General features: G+C 41.0%; 15 protein-coding genes. 3 read left to right on the top strand and 12 right to left on the bottom strand.

What is annotated here, in order from left to right; all coding sequences use genetic code 11:
• Positions 1–2: 2 nt before the first annotated feature.
• From JG734_RS07730 to JG734_RS07740, 3 genes are read right to left on the bottom strand one after another with little or no spacing between them, the layout of a single operon-like run.
• The gene (locus JG734_RS07730; protein ID WP_201332716.1) at positions 3–473 is read right to left on the bottom strand and encodes a hypothetical protein; all 471 of its coding nucleotides are present in this window, start codon (positions 471–473) and stop codon (positions 3–5) included.
• Positions 473–3,034, bottom strand: coding sequence for an alanine--tRNA ligase (gene alaS, locus JG734_RS07735; RefSeq protein WP_201332717.1), 2,562 nt, complete (start codon positions 3,032–3,034; stop codon positions 473–475). The genes JG734_RS07730 and alaS overlap by 1 nt, the downstream gene beginning before the upstream one ends.
• A gap of 44 nt (positions 3,035–3,078) precedes the next feature.
• A complete protein-coding gene (locus tag JG734_RS07740; RefSeq protein ID WP_201332718.1) occupies positions 3,079–4,827 on the bottom strand; it encodes a penicillin-binding protein 2 in 1,749 nt (582 codons plus the stop codon).
• A gap of 81 nt (positions 4,828–4,908) precedes the next feature.
• On the opposite strand from JG734_RS07740, the gene JG734_RS07745 reads away from it, so the two are divergent.
• Entirely contained in the window at positions 4,909–6,069 is a 1,161-nt protein-coding gene (locus JG734_RS07745) for an FtsW/RodA/SpoVE family cell cycle protein (RefSeq protein WP_201332719.1), read from the top strand.
• Entirely contained in the window at positions 6,066–7,064 is a 999-nt protein-coding gene (locus tag JG734_RS07750; protein WP_201332720.1) for a UDP-N-acetylglucosamine--N-acetylmuramyl-(pentapeptide) pyrophosphoryl-undecaprenol N-acetylglucosamine transferase, read from the top strand. Before JG734_RS07745 ends, JG734_RS07750 begins: the two co-directional genes overlap by 4 nt.
• On the opposite strand, the gene JG734_RS07755 is transcribed toward JG734_RS07750, so the two are convergent.
• Complete coding sequence (locus JG734_RS07755) at positions 7,057–8,055, bottom strand: GGDEF domain-containing protein (protein ID WP_201332721.1); 999 nt, start codon at positions 8,053–8,055, stop codon at positions 7,057–7,059. The two genes, JG734_RS07750 and JG734_RS07755, sit on opposite strands and share 8 nt — an antisense overlap.
• A gap of 3 nt (positions 8,056–8,058) precedes the next feature.
• Entirely contained in the window at positions 8,059–8,880 is an 822-nt protein-coding gene (panC, locus tag JG734_RS07760) for a pantoate--beta-alanine ligase (protein WP_201332722.1), read from the bottom strand.
• A gap of 55 nt (positions 8,881–8,935) precedes the next feature.
• Between panC and prfB the strand changes: the two genes are divergently transcribed.
• A complete protein-coding gene (gene prfB / locus JG734_RS07765) occupies positions 8,936–10,045 on the top strand; it encodes a peptide chain release factor 2 (RefSeq protein ID WP_201332723.1) in 1,110 nt (369 codons plus the stop codon).
• 336 nt (positions 10,046–10,381) lie between these two features.
• Here prfB and JG734_RS07770 read toward each other — a convergent pair whose 3' ends face one another.
• The 7 genes from JG734_RS07770 to JG734_RS07800 all read right to left on the bottom strand — a co-directional run bounded on the left by JG734_RS07770 (position 10,382) and on the right by JG734_RS07800 (position 16,706).
• Entirely contained in the window at positions 10,382–11,026 is a 645-nt protein-coding gene (locus JG734_RS07770; RefSeq protein WP_201332724.1) for an ABC transporter ATP-binding protein, read from the bottom strand.
• A gap of 279 nt (positions 11,027–11,305) precedes the next feature.
• Positions 11,306–12,223: a translation elongation factor Ts gene (tsf, locus tag JG734_RS07775; protein WP_201332725.1), complete on the bottom strand. Its 918-nt coding sequence runs from the start codon at positions 12,221–12,223 to the stop codon at positions 11,306–11,308.
• Entirely contained in the window at positions 12,223–13,038 is an 816-nt protein-coding gene (gene rpsB / locus JG734_RS07780; protein ID WP_201332726.1) for a 30S ribosomal protein S2, read from the bottom strand. The genes tsf and rpsB overlap by 1 nt, the downstream gene beginning before the upstream one ends.
• Positions 13,039–13,155: 117 nt before the next feature.
• The gene (gene bcp / locus JG734_RS07785) at positions 13,156–13,626 is read right to left on the bottom strand and encodes a thioredoxin-dependent thiol peroxidase (RefSeq protein WP_201332727.1); all 471 of its coding nucleotides are present in this window, start codon (positions 13,624–13,626) and stop codon (positions 13,156–13,158) included.
• Positions 13,623–14,054, bottom strand: coding sequence for a DUF523 domain-containing protein (locus JG734_RS07790; protein ID WP_201332728.1), 432 nt, complete (start codon positions 14,052–14,054; stop codon positions 13,623–13,625). Before JG734_RS07790 ends, bcp begins: the two co-directional genes overlap by 4 nt.
• Positions 14,047–15,291, bottom strand: coding sequence for a diguanylate cyclase (locus JG734_RS07795; protein WP_201332729.1), 1,245 nt, complete (start codon positions 15,289–15,291; stop codon positions 14,047–14,049). Before JG734_RS07795 ends, JG734_RS07790 begins: the two co-directional genes overlap by 8 nt.
• Positions 15,288–16,706, bottom strand: a complete 1,419-nt coding sequence (locus JG734_RS07800; protein ID WP_201332730.1) for an aldehyde dehydrogenase family protein — start codon at positions 16,704–16,706, stop codon at positions 15,288–15,290. The genes JG734_RS07795 and JG734_RS07800 overlap by 4 nt, the downstream gene beginning before the upstream one ends.
• Positions 16,707–16,785: the final 79 nt, after the last annotated feature.

The following is a 16,785-nucleotide window of genomic DNA, read 5'->3' on the forward strand; positions in this document are numbered from 1 at the left end:
CTTTAAAAACCTCGTAAAATAAGACCAAAATAGATAGCAGCTAATCCCAAAAAGATATTGACTGGCAACATATATTTTGCTATGGGAGCTAAATAATTTTTTGCCATCATAAAATTTCCAGCCAGATAGTAGCTTTGGGCTTTGAAGCGCAACCAAACCATGGCACTATAATTGAGAGCCATAATAAACCAGATAGCCTCCTTGAGATGAACAATTTTGCTCAAATCTGTATGTCCACGAAATCCAAAGATGTACGCCATATAAAGTCCAGTAGCGATCAAAAGTATGATAAATGGCAACACCAAAGCAAAGAGCCGTCCCGTAATCTCTAGCGTTCTTGCAAGGCGCACCTCATCATCGCTGATGTTTTGCAACGCTGGATGCACAGCAAACCGCACAGCTATCATTCCACCGATCCAAATAACCGCACCAAGAATATGAAAAAAGACCACATATATAAGAAGTGAAGCCATTACTCTCCTTCGAGCTGTTTTTTTACATACGCTAAGGCAGCCTCTTTGGCCTGGGCAATTTTTGAGGGATCTTTACCACCAGCTTGGGCAAAATCTGCTCTGCCGCCACCTCCTCCTCCAACAATTGGAGCTATCTCTTTAACCCACTCACCTGCCTTGATATTTGCACCTTTGACGCCAGCTGCGATAAGCACCTTCTCGCCTTTTTTCTGAAAAAGCATGACTGCAATTTTTTCATGGGCATTTTTGAGATCATCTATAATCTTTTTGATATCTCCCGCGTCAACCTCATCTATAACAACTTTTACACCATCAATATCGTAACTTGCAAGCTCTTTTTTATTTATGCTTGTAGCATTTTTGAGCTCATCTTTGAGCTGTTTTATTTCGTTTTTTAGTTTTTTGATGCCAACAAGCACATCTTTATTCTTAACCTCTTCTTTGGCAACTGCAAGTTCTTGACGCCAAGTTTTTGCAAGATTAAGAGCGCTCATCCCACATACTGCCTCAATGCGGCGCACTCCACTACTTACTCCAGACTCTTTTTTAATAAAAAAACTTCCAATCTCAGCACTATTTTTCACGTGGGTTCCACCGCAAAGTTCAACACTCACATCGCCAAACTCTACTACACGCACAACCTTGCCATACTTTTCACCAAAGAGTGCCATGGCACCCTTCTCTTTGGCTTTGTCAATTGGCATCTCCTCTACATGCGCTTCAATTCCTTGTGCTATTACTTCATTGACAAAGTCTTCTATGCGAGTAAGCTCATCACGTGTAAGAGGTTTTGGATGAGAAAAATCAAAACGGAGCCTAGAAGCCTCCACAAGACTTCCTTGCTGTGTCACATGTTCACCTAATATTTTGCGCAGTGCACTATGGAGAATGTGAGTCGCTGAGTGATGCTTGGCAATTTCTCGGCGAGATTTATCAACAATCGCTTCCACGGCCTCATCCACTTTTACCTCTTGTAATGCCTCTATTTGTGAAAGATTAAGCTCAAAGAACTTCTTTGTGTCTAAAACACGGGCAATAACATCACCCTCATAGAGACGAATCTCTCCTCTATCACCAACCTGCCCACCACTTTCGGCATAAAATGGAGTCTCTTCAAGAAGAACCCATCCCTTTTGTCCAGGTTGAAGAGTATCAACCTTTTTAAACTGCTCATCTAAAAGAGCAAGAATAATAGTATTGGATTTGAGACGTTCGTACCCCACAAACTCATTTTTGAGACCAACAAGCTCTTTAAAATCGCCCTGCAATGCAGCATCTCCACTCCCTTTCCAGGCTGCTTTGGCTCTTTGGCGCTGCTCTTGCATACGCTTCTCAAACCCTTCTTTATCAAGTTTTAGGCCCTTTTCTCTAAGCATATCTTCAGTCAAATCGAGAGGAAATCCATAAGTATCATAAAGCTTGAATGCTACATCCCCACTAAAAATAGTTTTTGTTTTTGCAAGTTCCTCTTCAAATAGACGCATACCAGCTTCAATAGTCTGATAAAATCGCTCCTCTTCAGCCTTGATCTGCTCTTGTATAACAGGAAGTTTCTCTGGAAGATAATCGTAGTGCTTGCCCATGAGATCTGCAACGTTTTGTGTCAATTTATACATAAAAGGCTCTTTGAGACCAAGAAGATAGCCATGACGTACACCACGACGTAAAATTCTGCGCAGCACATAGCCTCGTCCCTCATTGCTAAACATTACACCTTGCGCGAGCAAAAAACTCACAGCCCGGATATGATCAGCAATTACACGAAAACTTGCTCCCTCTTCATAGATATACTTTCTCTTTGCCATCTCACTTATTGCTTCAATGAGAGGCATAAAAAGCGAGCTATCATAGTTACTCAAAACTCCCTCTTTGATAGCAGTAATACGCTCGAGTCCCATACCTGTATCAATACTCGGTTTGGGTAGCGGTAGAAGTTCTCCAGCTTCATTGCGCTCATACTGCATAAAGACAAGATTCCAAATCTCTAAAAATCTATCACCATCGCCGCCAAGGTAGTCTTCTGGTCCCTTGAAATGCTCTTCACCTTGATCATAGAAAATTTCGCTACAAGGACCACATGGACCTGTATCACCCATCTGCCAGAAGTTGTCTTTGTCACCAAATCTTTTAATACGCTCTGGTTTTACATATTTTTGCCAAATCTTCTCGGCCTCTTCATCGCTCTCGTGCACTGTCACCCAGAGTCTCTCAATTGGTAGTTCTAAGACTTTCGTTACAAACTCCCATGCGTAAGCTATGGCTTCCTCTTTAAAATAGTCACCAAAACTAAAATTGCCAAGCATCTCAAAAAAAGTATGGTGACGGGCTGTATAGCCAACATTTTCTAAGTCGTTATGCTTTCCACCAGCACGGATACATGTCTGACAGCTTGTTGCGCGTGGAGTTGGTGCTGGCATCTCACCAGTAAAGATCTTCTTAAATGGCACCATCCCTGCATTGGTAAATAGGAGTGTGGGATCCTGTGGTACAAGGGGTGCACTGGGATAGACTCTATGATCTTTGCTTGCAAAATAGTCCAAAAAAGCCTTACGTATATCCATCAGTTCCTCATTGTGTTATAAAGTTTGATGATATTTTACCAAAATTACTCAGAAGCCTCAGGCTGGAGGTAACCTTCGTTGATTAGCTCGATAACAATATCACGAAATACAGGAACGGCAGTTTGGGAAGCAAAATGTTTTGTTTTTGGACGAATTACTGTCACACCGATTGTATAACGGTGTTTGGCATCATTGGCAAAACCGAAAAAGGAGCTATTGTAGTTATGCCCATACCCTCCTCTTGTAGCAATTTGGGCTGTACCAGTTTTCCCACCAATTATCAGTCCTTCTATCTTGGCAACAGTACCTGTACCTTTTTCAACTACTTTTTGGAGAATATTTTTCATTGTTGCCGCTGTTGCCACCGAAATTATTCGCCTTTTTTTAGGTGGATTCAAATACAGTTTCTTTCCTTCTGCAGTACTTAAAAAATCAGCAATACGTGGTTGTACTTCAATTCCTTCGTTGTTAAAAACATTATAGGCTTTAAGCAGCTGCATAAAAGTAGTCCTGATACCATATCCGTAAGCCACAGTGGCTTTATATATTTGACTACGAAATTTTACTACCGGTATGAGTGTACCTGGAAGATCTCGTGGCAAATCCACTCCGCTGGGCCTTCCAAATCCAAAATTTTTCAATCCTTTATAAAAATCAACTGGCGTCAAGCGCTGAGCAAGCTGTGCTATACCGATATTACTCGAATAGATAATGACATTCTCTGCACTAAGCCAGTCAAATTTATGCTCATCGGTAATGGTTTTGCGCCCAATTTTAAAGCGACCATTGTGACCATTAATAACCTCATAGGGGTTGACCATTTTTTTTTCTAAAAGGAGCGCAAAGGTTATCGGCTTCATAACTGAACCAGGCTCAAAAATATACTCTACAAATTTAGCGTTAAGCGAAGATATATCTCTTTGGCGGATATTTTTCGGATCATATCGGCTCGTTGAGGCGATAGCTATGATTTTGCCGGTTTTTGACTCCATTACCGCTGCGATAATTTCATCAGCATCTTGATCAAGTCTGTGAATATCAAGAATATGCTCTAGGCTCTTTTGCAAGAGCATATTCACATTGAGATGGACATTGTATCCATCGATACGCTTCTTGATAAAGGCCTCTTTGTTGAGAATAATATTGTTTCCAATATCTCGTCTACCTCTTATTATCCCATCTTGCTTTGGCGAGATGGAGCGCTCATAGAATTTTTCTATTCCCTTGGCACCCTTAATGCTCGTATATCTTCCATCAACCTTTTTCACATACCCAACCACAGGAGTAAGAGCATCTTTGTAGGGATAGACCCGCGTCTCTCCACTCTCTACAATCTCCATTCCTCTTTTGTAGACTCTATTGCCTACTTTGAAAGGGACAAAAAAGTCCATCTGATAAAATTTTCGTGCAAGGATTTTGAGCTGATAAGCGGTTTTTGTGTCGATATTGTATGAGATAACAGTATAGCCCTTCTTGCGCAACGCTTTGCGAATCTTTTTTGCCTCTATCCCGCTATAAATAGAAAAGAGCTTGATGAAGATCTCTTTTTTGGCTGGATCGATGCTGCGGGTATCTACAGCAACTTTGTAGAGTTTATTAGAAAATGCTACCTGATATCCGTCAGATGAGATAATTGAGCCTCGTATAGCTCGGTTTTTGTCTGTTACAAAGAGAGCTGGAAGGTGCCTGTCTTGGACTATTATTTTGAGGACCACAAACAAAAAGATGGAAAAAAAGAAGACAAAGAGGAGAAAAATTCCGATAATAGTAGCAGATTTTGTATTGCGATTCATATGAAATCTTAAATATTTTCTTTGTTTTTTGTGGGTACAATAATACTCTTAAACCTATAAAGATAGACTTAAAGATATTTTATGGATAGAAAACTCTTCTACATTGCTGCGGCAATTATGATTCTTAGCATTTTCAGTGCTTATTCACTTACAACTTATACTATTTTGTTTTTTAATTACTCCCAATACCATTTCTTCATACGCCAACTTGTTTTTGCTCTCTTTGCAATACTTCTCATGTGGGGCGTCGCCCAGCTTGATCCTGATAAGTGGGGCAATAAACTAGGAGTTGGACTCTTTTTGCTCTTTTTTACGCTCATGCTGCTCATGAGTGTACTGCCCCACTCGCTTGTCACAGCTGTAGGTGGAGCGAAGCGGTGGATTCATATAGGGCCAGTGAGCATTGCACCTGTGGAGTTTTTCAAAGTTGGTTTTATCTTCTTTCTTGCTTGGAGTTTTACTCGCAAATTTGACCGCACACAAAGAGTACGAAAACTCTGGAATGAGATCAAACTCATAGCACCCTATCTCTTTATTTTCATAGTTGCAGTTGTCTCTATCGCAATATTCCAAAACGATATTGGACAGGTAATGGTACTTGGAGCGACCCTTGCATTTATGTTCGTTCTAGGTGGACGCAGTCTCAAGCTCTTCTTTATCTTGGTTTTTATGGCTATTGGAATGTTTATCCTCTTCGTCTCAATCTCAGCACATAGGATCGCACGTATTAAGATGTGGTGGGCAAGTGCACAAAACTACCTCCTCTCCTATATGCCAAGCTGGATGGCGCAAGAGCTCAAACTCGACAACGCAAAAGAGTCCTATCAGATAGTCAATTCCCTCCATGCTATTCATCATGGTGGCATACTTGGCCAAGGACTTGGCAATGGTCAACTCAAACTTGGATTCTTGAGTGAGGTGCATACAGACTTCGTCCTTGCCGGACTCACTGAAGAGCTTGGATTTATCGGAGTAGCTGCTATTATGTTTTTATATCTTCTCCTCATACAAAGGCTCCTGCGCATCGCAAATAAGTCGCAAAATATGACAATTTCTCTCTTTAGTGCAGGAGTAGCAATGCTCATAGGCTTTTCCCTTCTCATCAACTCTTTTGGAATCAGTTCAATTGCTCCTATCAAAGGAATTGCTGTACCGATGCTCAGCTACGGAGGAAGTTCCATTGTAGCTAATGCCCTCGCGCTTGGAATGGTGTTGATGTTTAGTAAAAAGGTGAGAGTGTGAAGCTCCTTATCACTGGCGGTGGAACAGGCGGCCATCTTTCTATTGCAAAAGCTATCAAAACTGAGCTCAACTCCAGAGGTTTAGAGCCTGTGTTTGTAGGATCCACTGCTGGACAAGATAGGGAGTGGTTTGAAAACGATAGCGGCTGGGAGGTGTGCTACTTCTTGCCAAGTAGTGGAGTTGTGAATAAAAGGGGATTGCAAAAAGGTGCAGCCGCACTCAATATCCTTAAACTCTCATGGCAGTGTCGAGAAATTTTCAAAAAACACAAAATTGAAGCAGTGCTCAGTGTAGGTGGCTATTCAGCTGCTCCAGCATCTCTTGCTGCAATTACTCTGCGTACTCCACTCTTTATCCATGAACAAAATGCGATTCTTGGCCGCCTCAATAGGCTCTTGCAGCCACTGAGCAAAGAGCTCTTCAACTCCTTCATACCACCATTTTACCCCTATCCCACACACCCAGATTTTTTTGCAAAGAGGCGCATCCGTAAAAGTGTAGAAACAGTGCTCTTTTTGGGTGGAAGTCAAGGAGCAAAGCAGATCAACAATATTGCAATCTCTCTGGCTCCACTACTGCACAAAAGAGGTATAGCAATTATCCATCAAACTGGGAAGCAAGATTTTGAGAGAATAAAACAGTTTTATGAAGAGCAAAATATTGCAGCTGAAGTTTTTGCCTTTGATAAAAATATCGCATCAAAGATGAGCAGAGCTGATCTAGCAATTGCGCGTGCAGGAGCAAGTTCCTTGTGGGAACTGGCTGCAAATGCCTTGCCAGCAGTATTTGTACCCTACCCTTACGCAGCAGCAAATCATCAATATTACAATGCAAAATTTTTTGTTGATAAGGGCGCAGGATATCTGTATAACTCCAACGAAGATATTATTGCACTTCTAGATAGCTCTGTTGAAGATGTTAGTCAAAAACTTATACAGATTACAAAGCCAGAGGGTGCCAAGATTATAGTTGATCGCATTTTAGAAGCTATTTGATAACTACTCTGTTTTTCCCCTCTTTTTTAGCCTGGTAGAGCGCCTCATCTGCTCTTTTTATCACATCTTTTACACTATCACCTTCTTGACGCTGCGTTCCACCAAAACTCGCAGTAAAATGGATATATCCATTTTGCTCAACTTTATAGTCTCTATTCTCAATCACATCACGGAGTCTCTCACCCACAATTTTGGCTGCTTTGAAATCGCCATTTGGCAAGAGAATTACAAACTCCTCTCCTCCATAGCGATAGGCTTTTGTATTTTGACGCAAATAATTCTCAAGAATCTCTCCCATGACTTTTAGAATCTCATCTCCCACAAGATGTCCATAGGTATCATTAATCTTTTTAAAATTATCGATATCAAGAATGAGTATGCTATAAGAAGCATTGAGTTCGTGAAGTTTTTCTATATCTATATCAAATGCACGTCTATTCAAAAGACCTGTCAAAGCATCACGCTCAGCTTCTTGCTTCTGTTTGACAAATTTTTCTTCTATAAATTCCAACTTTTTGCGGTTTTGTTCAAGAAACTTTTTGAGTTTTTGATTCTCTGCCTCTAAATGCGCAATTTTATCTTTGAGCTGGGCCATTTTTGATTTATCTTGCTCATCAATCGCTTCGATACTCTCATCGATGTAGCTTGAGTGTGCGGTGATATTATCTTCAAACTTATCAAGAGCTTTTTCACTCCCTTGCGCCAAAGATTTCAAGCTCACTGAGAGCTCTTTGATCTCTTCAATATCTTCGATGAGAGGATCCTCTTTGAAATATTTATCATGGAGAATCTGGAGGTTTTTGTCACTGAGGTGATGATTTTCTGTAAGAGCCTTACAGATGACAAAAAACCACTCCTGGTAGTTGGTAGGCGTGATAGGAATCTTGTGTTTTGCCAGATATGAGAGAGTTTTTTTAGCTATCTGTGCAACAAATTCATTATGTCCCTCTCCCTCTATCTCTTTAGCAAGGAGGAGTTTTTTACAATCCATTATCTATATCCATATATTATCTATTAATCGTGTTGAGCCAACATAGCCGGCAACTAATATTATCGTATCACCTATCTTGATTTGGTCAATTTGATTAAATTCCCTATCTACTATTTCAACATAATCAAGCTTAATCGGCTCTAAAATATCGTACATCCGCTTCTTGATCTCTTCGGCATCTATTACACCGCTTTGTACCATTTTTGCAGCTTTTTTTAAAGATTTTGCAATGAGAAGCGCTTTTTGTCGCTCCTTTTGGGATAGATAGACATTGCGACTGCTAAGAGCCAATCCATCTTGGTCTCTAACAATATCGCAAGGCACAATTTGCGTATCGAGAAAGAACTCTCGCACCATTTTTTGTACCAAATAAAGCTGCTGGGCATCCTTTTTGCCAAAATAAGCGCGTGTGGGATTGGTGATATGGAGCAGCTTATTGACTACTTGCAAAACCCCATCAAAATGTCCTGGTCGAAAATGTCCCTCTAAGATATATCCTTTGATTTTTGGTGCATACATACCTACCTCATCCTTTTCATACATATCCTGTGGGGTTGGCATAAAGAGCAGATCTACCCCAGCTATTTCACAGATTTTTTTATCCGCTTCGTAGCGTCTTGGATACTTTTCAAAATCTTCACCTGGCAAAAACTGGGTAGGATTGACAAATATTGAGACGATAGTATGATCATTTTCAAGTTTTGATCGCTTAATCAAAGAAAGATGTCCCTCATGCAGAGCACCCATAGTAGGTACAAAACCTACACTTCCTTTGAGAGTTTTTCTTAAACTTTTAAGCTCTTGAGGAGAGTGCACCAGCTTCATTGCATGCCTTTTGATATAATTTCAATACAATTTTACCCAAAATTAGGAGAGACTTTTGGATAGCTACGAATATAGTGAACTTCTCAAAAAACTTGAAAACAAAATAGAAAATATCAAAAACATTATCAAACCCGATCAGATAGAAAAACGTATCGCAGAAATTGAAAAGCTTGAAAATGATCCCAACTTTTGGAACGATGCGAAGAAAGCGGGAGAGATACAAAAAGAAAAAAACCGACTTTCCCGCATTTTAGCAAAGTATAACGAAGCAAAAAATGCAGTCGAAGAGAGCAAAGAGCTTTTTGAGATGGCGAGTGAAGAGGAAGATAGTGAAACTCTTGCAATGCTTTTTGAAGAGGCTCCAGCTTTAGAAGAGAAGGTGAACAAAGTAGAGATTGAAACAATGCTCAGTGGTGAAAATGATGATAAAAATGCAATTATCTCTATACACCCAGGAGCTGGAGGAACTGAGTCACAGGATTGGGCGAGCATCCTCTATCGCATGTATCTGCGCTGGGCAGAACGCCATGGATTTAAGGTGGAAGTGCTTGATTATCAAGAGGGTGAAGAGGCAGGCATCAAGGATGTGAGTTTTATCATAAAGGGTGAAAATGCCTACGGATACCTCAAAACTGAAAACGGCATCCACCGCTTGGTGCGCATTAGCCCATTTGACTCAAATGCTAGACGCCATACATCTTTTGCCTCAGTTATGGTGAGCCCTGAAGTAGATGATGATATCGATATTGTAATAGAGGACAAAGATATTAGAGTAGATACATACCGTGCAAGTGGTGCAGGTGGACAGCATGTGAATAAAACAGATTCAGCTATTCGCATCACTCACATCCCTACAGGTATCGTGGTACAGTGTCAAAATGACCGTAGCCAGCACAAAAACCGTGCAACTGCAATGAAAATGCTCAAATCTCGCCTCTATGAATTAGAACTTGAGAAGAAAAAAGCTGAACAAGAGGGAATAGAAAAGAGTGAAATTGGATGGGGACATCAAATCCGCAGCTACGTCCTTGCTCCCTACCAACAGGTCAAAGACAACCGTAGTAACAAAGCCTACTCTAATGTAGAAGCTATTCTAGATGGTGATATCGATAAAATAATTGAAGATGTACTCATTGCCGAAGCACAAAAAGAGGAGAATCATTAACTTGTAGAGTTGTGAAATTTTTCACAACTCTCATCGTATCATCTAAATATTTTATATTCTTCATCAAATTATCTCATTAATAAACTCTCTCTTACTTTGTCCTCCTTTCAATAACCCTTTTTACTACCTTATTAAGGTGCTTTTAAAGGGATAGTAGTTACTATCTTTTTATCAGTAAAAAGAATGTTTCACTCTTTTTACTATATAAGCAATTCTAATATATAATATAAGGAGGAACTATGGCACCATCTGAAATTTTAGGAATCGTCTATGCAGCATTGATGGGCATATCGTCAGTTATGTGGCTAGGATTTAACGTAAAAAAATAATCCTCTATTACAATGGCTCCAGACGTTGCTCTTGGAGCCTAAAGATTCTATCACATCTCTTTGCCAGCTCCATATCGTGAGTCACCAAAAATAGTCCAGCTTCGTAGCTATTAACATAGTCAAAGACCCCATCCATCACTTCATAAGCTGTTTTTCTATCAAGATTTCCGGTAGGTTCATCTGCAAAGAGGAGCTTTGGTTTTTTTGTGAGAACCCTTGCGATACTCACACGCTGCTGTTCACCTCCACTAAGCTGTGTGACTCTTTTGTGAATAACTCGCTCAATCCCAAAGGCCTCTATGAGCTCATTGTCAATCTCTTGCTTGCTCAAAAGTGCGGCAACTTCTATGTTCTCTATAGCACTAAATCCTTTGAAGAGGTAGTGGGATTGAAAGACTATTCCGATTTTTTCTCGACGAATTTCGATAAGTTTTTTTTGATTCTTTTTTGCATATATATCGGTACCGAAGAGCTCAACTCTTCCTTTATTGGGAGCTAGAAGTGTTGCTAAAATATGCAAAAGCGTCGATTTGCCACTTCCGCTTACACCTACTATCGCTACACTCTCCTTGGCAGCTATAGTGAGATTAATATCATGAAAGAGTGGATAGTCGAATGCATGGGAGAGATTGGTTGCTTGTAGTAGCGTCATGATTTCCCTTTTCTTTGGGAAGCTAAAAAGAGGCAAAGGACAAGCAGTTGTCCTTCACAAAAGCTTTTGGCTCTTGGCCACAAACTTTGCTTCTTTATATTTTTGAACTTAATCGCAAAACTTCGTTCGCTTCACTCACTTGCTTTACTTCAAGGTAACCCAGCAGCTCCCATGCTCATCACAAAATTCCTTGAATTTCGGATTTGCATATAGTCGCTGCTTTCAGTGAGGCACGAAGAACAAGTAGTTGTTCTTCTAAGAAGCCTTCGGCTTCTTGCCTCACTTCATCTGTGCAGCAACTTCTGCAGCGAAATCCTCTTCTTTCTTTTCAATTCCTTCACCAAGTTCGTAGCGGATGAATCCTACAATTTTTGCACTGCCGCCAGCAGCTTTCGCAACTTCATTGAGAACTTGCTCTACGCTCTTCTTATCATCTTTGACAAATTTTTGTCCTAGAAGTGTGTTCTCTTCGATAAATTTTTTGATTTTTCCAGGAATAATCTTTTCGATAATATTTGCAGGCTTGCCCTCTTTTTCAAGCTGCGCTGCTGCGATCTCTTTCTCTTTTTCGATCACTTCAGCAGGAATTGAACTTGCATCGAGATATTTTGGATTCATAGCAGCGATATGCATTGCAACATCTTTGAGGAAATCTTTGATCGCATCACAAACCTCTTCTTTATCACATGTTGCAGCTACAATAACCCCAATTTTACCACCCATATGGAGGTATCCGTTGACAACGCCAGGACCTTCAACGCAGAGTCTATCAAATCGTCTTACAACAATGTTCTCACCGATTTTTGCAATCTCAGCTTTCATATACTCTTCAAAAGTTGCATTATCGATTGTAGTTTGATAGAGCTCTTCTACGCTCTCTACACTTGCAGTAGCTACATGTCCTTTTACTTTTTCAACCAAAGCTTTGAAGTTTTCGTTTTGCGCGACGAAATCTGTTTCAGAGTTTACTTCTACGATTGTTGCACATTTATAATCTGGACTTACTTCTACTGCTATTGTCCCCTCGCTTGCAACTCTGTTAGCCTTTTTCGCAGCTTTTGCAATCCCTTTTTTGCGAAGGATCTCAATAGCTTTGTCCATATCTCCATTTGCTTCTTGCAAAGCTTTTTTACAATCCATCATACCGGCGCCCGTGCGCTCGCGAAGCTCTTTTACTTGTGCTGCTGTGATTGCCATTACTCTTCCTCCTTGGCTGTTTCTTCGCCTGCTTCTTCTTGTGCTATCTCTTCACGTGCTTCTTCGATAACCTCTTGCTTCTCCTCTTCTGTTACAGGAGTGCTCTCTTCTTGCTCTTCACTCTCAAGCTCTTGCTCTCTGAGCTCTTTTCCTTCGATGATTGCGTCTGCAATTTCGCGGCAGAAAAGCTGGATACTTCTGATCGCATCATCATTTCCAGGAATTGGATAGTCGATCAAGTCTGGATCACAGTTTGTATCAAGAGGTGCAACGATAGGGATACCGAGCTTATTTCCCTCTTTGACAGCGATATGCTCTCTTACTGCATCGATGATGAAAAGCATATCAGGAATCTTTTTCATATCACGGATACCGCCGAGGAAATTCTCTAGTTTCTCTTTTTTTCTGCGAAGCATCAAAGCCTCTTTTTTTGTAAGAAGGTCGATCTGACCCGTCTTTTCCATCTCTTCGATTACTTCGAGTTTTCTAATAGATTTTCTAATTGTATTGAAGTTTGTAAGTGTTCCACCAAGCCAACGTGCATTGACATATGGCATACCACATCTTTTTGCATGTTCTTCGATAGCGTTTTTCGCCTGTTTTTTAGTCCCAACAAAAAGGATTGTCTTGCCCTCTTTTGCCGCATCTCTTACGATATTGTATGTATAGCGGAAATAGCGAAGAGTCTTTTGTAGGTCGATAATATGGATGTTTTTTCTTACACCAAAGATAAAAGGTTTCATCTTTGGATTCCATCGACGTGTCTGGTGACCAAAGTGCACACCGCACTCAAGCAAATCTTTCATTGTAACCATAGGTTCTCCTTGTTTGAATTAGGTTTATGCCTCCGCAGTCATCAACGGCTTATGCCGCAACCCGTCAAGGATTACTGCGTGTGAAATAAAAGGCAGCTTATAATACTCAAAAAGAGCTTAAGAGTTTATTAGCTCTTTGAGTTTTTCCAAAACCTTTTCTACATGCCCCTTGACACGCACTTTTGGCCACACAGCAGCCACTTTTCCTTCTGGATCGATAAGATATGTGGTACGAATCACCCCTTCATACTCTTTGCCGTACATCTTCTTCATACCCCATGCGCCATATTTTTTGAGCACCTCTTTGTCTGTATCGCACAAAAGTGTGACCGCAAGGTTTTTTTTCTCGATAAACTTTTGATGACTCTCGCAACTATCCGGACTCACGCCAAGCACTACTGCACCTAGTTTTTGAAACTCATCCAAATGAGCTGTAAAATCGAGGGCTTCAGTAGTACATCCTGGAGTATTATCTTTTGGATAGAAGTAAAGAACCACCCACTTTCCTCGCAAATCTTTGAGACAGATCTCTACTCCTTGCGCGTTCGGCAAACAAAAATCTGGTGCACCTTGTCCAACTCCGATCATTTCCTTCCCTCCCTTTCATAAAATTTAGTTTTTGGATAGAGCTTTTTGAGCTCTTTGGCAAAGATTCCTTCGCCTTTGTCTGTTACGAGGTTTTTATCTTTATCATACACCCTTGCGCTGCACAGAGCACAGCTGGGTGATTTTGATTTGAGATATATCGCATCGAAACTGCTAGCTTTTTTCTGTAGAGACCTTGCCTGCTCTTGCAGCTGCTTTGTATAGTCTTTGCCACTCTCGTTTCCGATGGCTCTACTTTCAATGATATCGATAGTCTCACGGGGAGTACCTAGGATATTCTCCTCAGGACAAAAGGCTATAATGTGAGCATCTTTGAGCTTTTCTATAAGATCAAAATCAAATTTGTTGCCACCATTATAGCGACAGTTTTGCCCAAGAAGACATGCACTCACGAGCACCTTTTTAGACAACTGTAACTCCTCTTACTTTCTTGGCCTCATAGAGCTTCTCATCTGCTTTTTGGATGATATCTTCTAAGCGATCGCCGCTATCGCAAATCCCGCACGAGAAGTTGTAGCGAATCTCAGACCCATCATAAGCAAGTATCTGCTCAGCAACTCTCTTTCTCACCCTTTCTTCAATGATCTGATAAGCATACTCTTTGTTACAATTACCCAAAAAGAGCAAAAACTCTTCGCCACCATAGCGAACCACAAAATCACTCCCCCGAATTGATTCTTGTAAAATCTTTGCAAAATCTTTGAGCACCATATCGCCGGCTACATGGCCATAGGTGTCGTTGATCTTTTTGAAGTGGTCAAGATCGCATATTGCAATACTCACACTCTTATCGGCACGCTTGAGCGTATAAAACAACTTCAAACCAGCATCAAAGAGGTAGCGCCTGTTGTAACATCCTGTGAGGTAGTCTTTGTTGGAGTAATTTTTGATCTCGTCAAACTGGATGAGGGATTTGACGATGTTGTCTATACGGCAGACAAATTCGAAATTGTTAAAACTTTTGTTGAGAAAATCGTTTGCACCACTTTTGAGAAAGCGCGCCATGATATTGTTGATATCCAAAGCGGTAAGAGCCACAATAGCCACATCATCAAAGAGGTAGTTTTGGCGAATCTCCTTGACAAGTTCAAGGCCGTTTGTGTTATTTGCCAAGACATAGTCGGTAACGACCAGGCGGATAAAGTCATCATTATTGACAAGGATCTCCATCGCTTCATTCTTATCACTTGCAACCATGATATTGGCATAAGGGTAATAGATCTTGAAAAAGTTGTAGAGGTATCTTCGATAACTACTCGAGTCTTCCACCACAAGCACGCCGTAATTTTCCATAAATTGGAGGATTTTGAGCTTCATTATGAGGTATTCCAGGCGCACCATATCGTTTTTGATCACATAGTCTATAATGCGCTTGCGATTGTAGCGTTCAAAGACCTCATTATCTTCTGAAGCTGTAATGATAATCACCGGCTTTTGTTTTTCTAGGAGCTCATCTACAAGCCCACAATCCATGCAGTCTTTTAAAAAAATATCCAAAAGTACATATTTATACTCATCAAGGCTTGGCAGAGCCTTATACTCCTCATAGCCGTGCACTACATCCACTTCGTAGCCAAGACGCTCTTGAATGAATATTTTGAGCTGTTTGGCGTAGAATTTATCATCTTCGATTACTAAGAGTTTCATACAATGACCACCGATTTTATTTCAGTAAACTCTTCTAGAGCAAATTTTGGCCCCTCTCTTCCAATTCCTGAGAGTTTCACGCCACCATAAGGCTGGATATCGAAGCGTAGAGTAGGGATGTCGTTGACAACTACTCCGCCAGCTTCAGCATCATCCACAAAACGCTTGATAAGTTCGATATCTTTGGTAAAGATTGAAAACTGCAGACCGTATGGTGAATCATTCATTTTGGCTATCGCTTCATCGTAGCTTCTCACTTTCACAAGGCTCACAATCGGTGCAAATACCTCTTCGCAAACGATTTGCATATCATCTGTCACATCAGCCAAAATCGCTGGATAGAAGTAGCGCCCTTCTCTTTTGCCTGGCAAAATAGCTCTTGCTCCTTGCTCTATTGCACTTTTGACCCAGCGCTCAGCTCGCATTGCAGCCTCTTCATTGATCAAAGGTCCCATAAAAGTATCTGGCTCATACGGATCACCCACTTTGAGCTTCTTCGTATCCTCTGCAAGTGCTGCTGCAAACTCCTCATACACATCCTCATGGACATAGATGCGCTGCAAACTGATACATACCTGCCCGCTATTGACAAAAGCACCAACCGCACAGCGACTAGCAGCATGAGCGATATCAGCATCTTTATCGATAAACGTAGCAGCATTACCACCAAGCTCAAGGCTTACCTTCTTGATCCCTGCATTTTTCATGATGATTTTGCCAACAGGCACACTGCCAGTAAAACTGATCTTGCGAGGAATATCGCTCGTAACTAGCGCTTCACCAACTTCTGCATCACCATAGACGACACTGAGCATATCTGGCAGAGCATGCTCACTCTCTATGAAGAGTTTTGCAAGTTTATATCCAGTAAGTGGAGCTTCAGGAGTTGGCTTATAGACAACGGCATTGCCAGCAACAAGGGCAGGTGCAAGTTTGTGTGCAGAGAGGTTAAGTGGGAAATTGAATGGAGTAATGGCGACAACTACTCCAACTGGCACCCTTTTATAAAAGGCCATAGATTTGCGACCACTTTGCGTTGCATCAGTATTGATAGTCTCGCCCACCAAAGAGGTAGCAAAATCTGCACTCAGCTCTATTGTCTCAATTGCTCGCTGTACCTCAACACGGCTAAATGTGATAGGCTTGCCAATTTCTTTGGTGATTGTGAGGGCAAACTCCTCTTTTTGCTCTTTGAGCTTCTTTGCCACATCTCGAAGCCACGCTATGCGCTGAGCAAGCATTGCATGGAGATTTCTTTGGAATGCATCTTTTGCTATTTCTAAAGCTTTTTTCGCATCTTCAGCATCGCAGATTGGATAGGTAGCGACCACTTTATCATTGAAAGGACTGCGAATTTCTCCCTTTTGCTCTTTTGTTGCCGGAGTCGAGCCCAAATATATTTTTGCCTCTTCCATAATCTCCCTTTCTTAAAGAGTTTGCATGCTAGCCTCTTCAAACATTGTAATTATTATATTTTAACCATTATTTTGATAG

It is taken from the genome of Nitratiruptor sp. YY09-18 (genome assembly GCF_016593235.1).
GTDB lineage: Bacteria > Campylobacterota > Campylobacteria > Campylobacterales > Nitratiruptoraceae > Nitratiruptor.